A 3,302-nucleotide genomic window follows, 5' to 3' on the forward strand; every position below is an offset into this window, starting at 1 on the left:
TCAAGCAGCTTATCTTTTAGCAGATAACTGTCCAACTAAAAGTAGAAGGGGGATTTTCGCCCTTTCGCAACTTACAGATACACCAAAACAAATTAGCACAACAGGTTAAATTATTGTATAATATGCAGTCCGTTTTATTCCGCCCCGTCAATCTTGCGTACTTCCCGGTCATAGGTGAAGATCCCGTTCACCTCTTCCTCGATATCCGACCACTGGGTATAAACACTGGCGCACAGACCCTCCCGGATCAGAGCCTGCACCTTTTCCTCCATCTCCCGGTACGCCCGGTTTGCCTCTTCCCGGTCCTTGTGGGCGCCATATCCGTACAGTTTTTCACATGCGCTGTGTTCCGGAAGAAACAGCGTATGCCCGCCGAATTCGGAGAGAACCGCCGCCCGTTCCTGCTCTTTCTTCACCTTCAGCTTAAAGAAATAGTTATGCACACTCTTCATATCTCCGCCGCCCTGGTCGAACCACCCGCTGGCCTGGTCGATGAGCCTTGTGGGATCCGCTTCCCTGACGGCACCGGTCAGTTTCTCCGTATCAAACTGTCCCCAGCCCTCGTTAAAAATCACCCACGCTGCAATACTAGGATGTCCCTGCAGTACCCGGATCGTCTCTTTTACTTCCTCTTCAAACTCTTTTCTGCCCTCTTCATCCTTTCTTGCAAGCAGTCCGGAATGAGTATCCTTAATATGAAAATCCAGCCAGGATGACATTACTGTAGCCGCGTAAGTCACAAGCCAGTACTTATATGCCCCGCCCCCGTTTACCATATCCTGCCATACGATCATGCCCAGACGGTCACAGTGATAATACCATCTCTGCGGCTCAATCTTGATATGTTTTCTTACCATATTAAATCCGGTCTTTTTCATCTCTTCAATATCAAAGATCATCGCCTCATCGGATGGCGCCGTGTACAGTCCTTCCGGCCAGTATCCCTGATCCAGCACACCATTCTGGAACCGGGGTTTTCCGTTGAGACAGATTCTCGGAATTCCTTCTTCATCTTTTTCCACGGAGAATTTCCGCATGGCGAAATAGCTCTCCACCACATCACCGCCCATCCTGACGGTAAAGTAGTAAAGCCAGGGTTCTTCGCATGTCCAGAGGGCAGGCTCCGGCACGGTAATGATAATCGTATCATTTGAATAACCGAAACCATATCCCCAGTTTTCCTCCGCAACCTCTTCCTCCTCTATAAAGTCTTCTTCCTCCAAAAATTCAATTTTCCCCGGCATTTTCATGGGTTCGCTGCAGATCTGAGGCGCATGGACTCTGACCTCGACCGGCATTTCCCCCTCTGTCTCCACGGTGATCCTGACCTTTCCGCTGTCCGGATCCGGAACCGCATTTACGCTCTGTATATATTTTTTTGGCACTTTCTCCATCCAGACCGTCTGCCAGATCCCGCTCTGGGCAGTATAGAACATGCCGCCCCTTTTCAGTCTCTGCTTGCCTCTGGCATGATACGACGTGTCAGAAAAATCCCGCACCACCACTGTCAGATCGTTGATTCCTGCTTTTACACAGTCCGTAATGTCCGCCTCAAACGGAAGATATCCTCCCATGTGGGCTGCCGCGCGTTTTTCATTGACCAGAACCACACACTCCTGATCCACAGCACCGAAATGAAGAAGCAGTCTGCACTTTTCTTTTTCCTGCTCCCAGTCCATCAGGTCAAAACTGCGGTGATACCACAGGAACTCCCCCGGTTTCAACTGCCTTTCCACCCCTGAGAGCGCACATTCCGGTGAAAACGGCACAAGAATCTGCCCCTCGTAATGTTTCGGCTTCAGGTACTTCTCTGTAAAGGCATAATCCCAGTATCCGTTCAGGTTCATATAATTCTCTCTTACCATAAGCGGCCGCGGATATTCCTTCAGGACATTCTCCGGATCCACATCTTTCCCCCATCTTGTGTAAAGCTGTTTCATAATTGATTCTCCCGGTATCTTGTATTATAGCAGCATTCTCTCCCCGCTGCGCTGACGATATCATTATAGCGCAGCCAACCGATTCTGTACAGAAAATTTCGTCTTGCACGCCCCGGGGTGCCGCTTTACAAACTCTGATAATTTCTCTATAATTACAGGCAGGAAAACAAAGGAGGAACCGAAATGACTCAGGAAAATACCCTGCAAAAGCCGGCGGATAAAAACACCGGAAAAAGCGGCAGGCGTTCCCGCACGCCGATTGCCCGCAACCAGTTTACCGTAACAAAGAAACTTTTTACAGAAGGCAAAATCGCCACTCTTGGTGATTCCTACCGGAAAGCCGCCCGGATTCTGTGCATCATCCTGATTCTTGTCCTTGTTGTCACAGGTATCTGGCTGCTCTACTCCGGCGGCAGTCTGTTCTATCTGTTTGGAGAGATCTTTTTTACCGCAGTTGTTATTGTATGGCTTACTGTTTTCGTTCCCCGTTCCGGGGCAAAGAGAGGCTACCGCGCCATGGCTTCCGGTTCGGATACACCTCCGGAGCGCACCACGCTTTTCTACCACGATCATTTTACATCCGTCACAGAGACCGGGAAAAGCGTAACCTTCCTCTATAAAGATGTGGAAAAACTGACAGAAACCAAAAATCTGTGGGTTATGACCTGCAAAAACAAGATGGGGGTCATGATCAAAAAGGACGGATTTACCCTGGGAAATATGGATCTCGTAAAAGAACAGCTTGAGAGGAGCCCGAAATCATGACAAAATTTGAAGAATTTGAAAATATTATCGCCCGCCTGCGGGCCCCGGACGGCTGCCCCTGGGACCGGGAGCAGACCCATATGAGCCTGAAAAAGCCCTGCATCGAGGAGGCTGCGGAAGTAATCTGCGGCATCAACATCCTCGATCAGACCGGCGATCCGGACAACCTGAAAGAAGAGCTGGGCGATCTGCTCATGCAGGTAGTGCTCCACGCCCGCATCGCCGAGGAGGAAGGCTATTTTACCATGGATGACGTAATCCAGACCGTCATCGACAAGATGATCCGCCGCCATCCCCATGTATTCGGAGACGTGACGGTCTCCGACTCCGGGGAAGTCCTGACCAACTGGGAAGAGATCAAGAAACAGGAGAAGGCAGGAAAAGAATGGACAGAACAGTATCTCCCTGATGCATTCGAAGAGGCGAAAGAGCTGATCGATGCAGCGAAGAAGCGTAAGGGGATGTAAGGAAATAAAGTGAAAAACATAGGGGATGTCGGTTAATACCGATTTTTAACCCTTGATATGAGAGGAAGAGGCAATCCCAGAGAATTCGTGCTTTTTCAAAGCCTGAATTCTCTCCAGGATTGCCTCTTCC

General features: G+C 49.8%; 3 protein-coding genes. 2 read left to right on the top strand and 1 reads right to left on the bottom strand.

Translation table 11 applies throughout. The features are described from left to right. Nucleotides 1-134: 134 nt before the first annotated feature. Entirely contained in the window at nt 135-1,940 is a 1,806-nt protein-coding gene (locus B5F07_RS22060) for a glycoside hydrolase family 2 protein (protein ID WP_087163320.1), read from the bottom strand. Nucleotides 1,941-2,123: 183 nt separating this feature from the next. Between B5F07_RS22060 and B5F07_RS22065 the strand changes: the two genes are divergently transcribed. Further along, the gene (locus B5F07_RS22065) at nt 2,124-2,705 is read left to right on the top strand and encodes a YcxB family protein (RefSeq protein ID WP_087163321.1); all 582 of its coding nucleotides are present in this window, start codon (nt 2,124-2,126) and stop codon (nt 2,703-2,705) included. Further along, nucleotides 2,702-3,172, top strand: coding sequence for a MazG family protein (locus B5F07_RS22070; RefSeq protein WP_087163322.1), 471 nt, complete (start codon nt 2,702-2,704; stop codon nt 3,170-3,172). The genes B5F07_RS22065 and B5F07_RS22070 overlap by 4 nt, the downstream gene beginning before the upstream one ends. Nucleotides 3,173-3,302 lie beyond the last annotated feature (130 nt).

This window comes from Lachnoclostridium sp. An169 (genome assembly GCF_002160525.1).
Lineage (GTDB): Bacteria > Bacillota > Clostridia > Lachnospirales > Lachnospiraceae > Mediterraneibacter > Mediterraneibacter cottocaccae.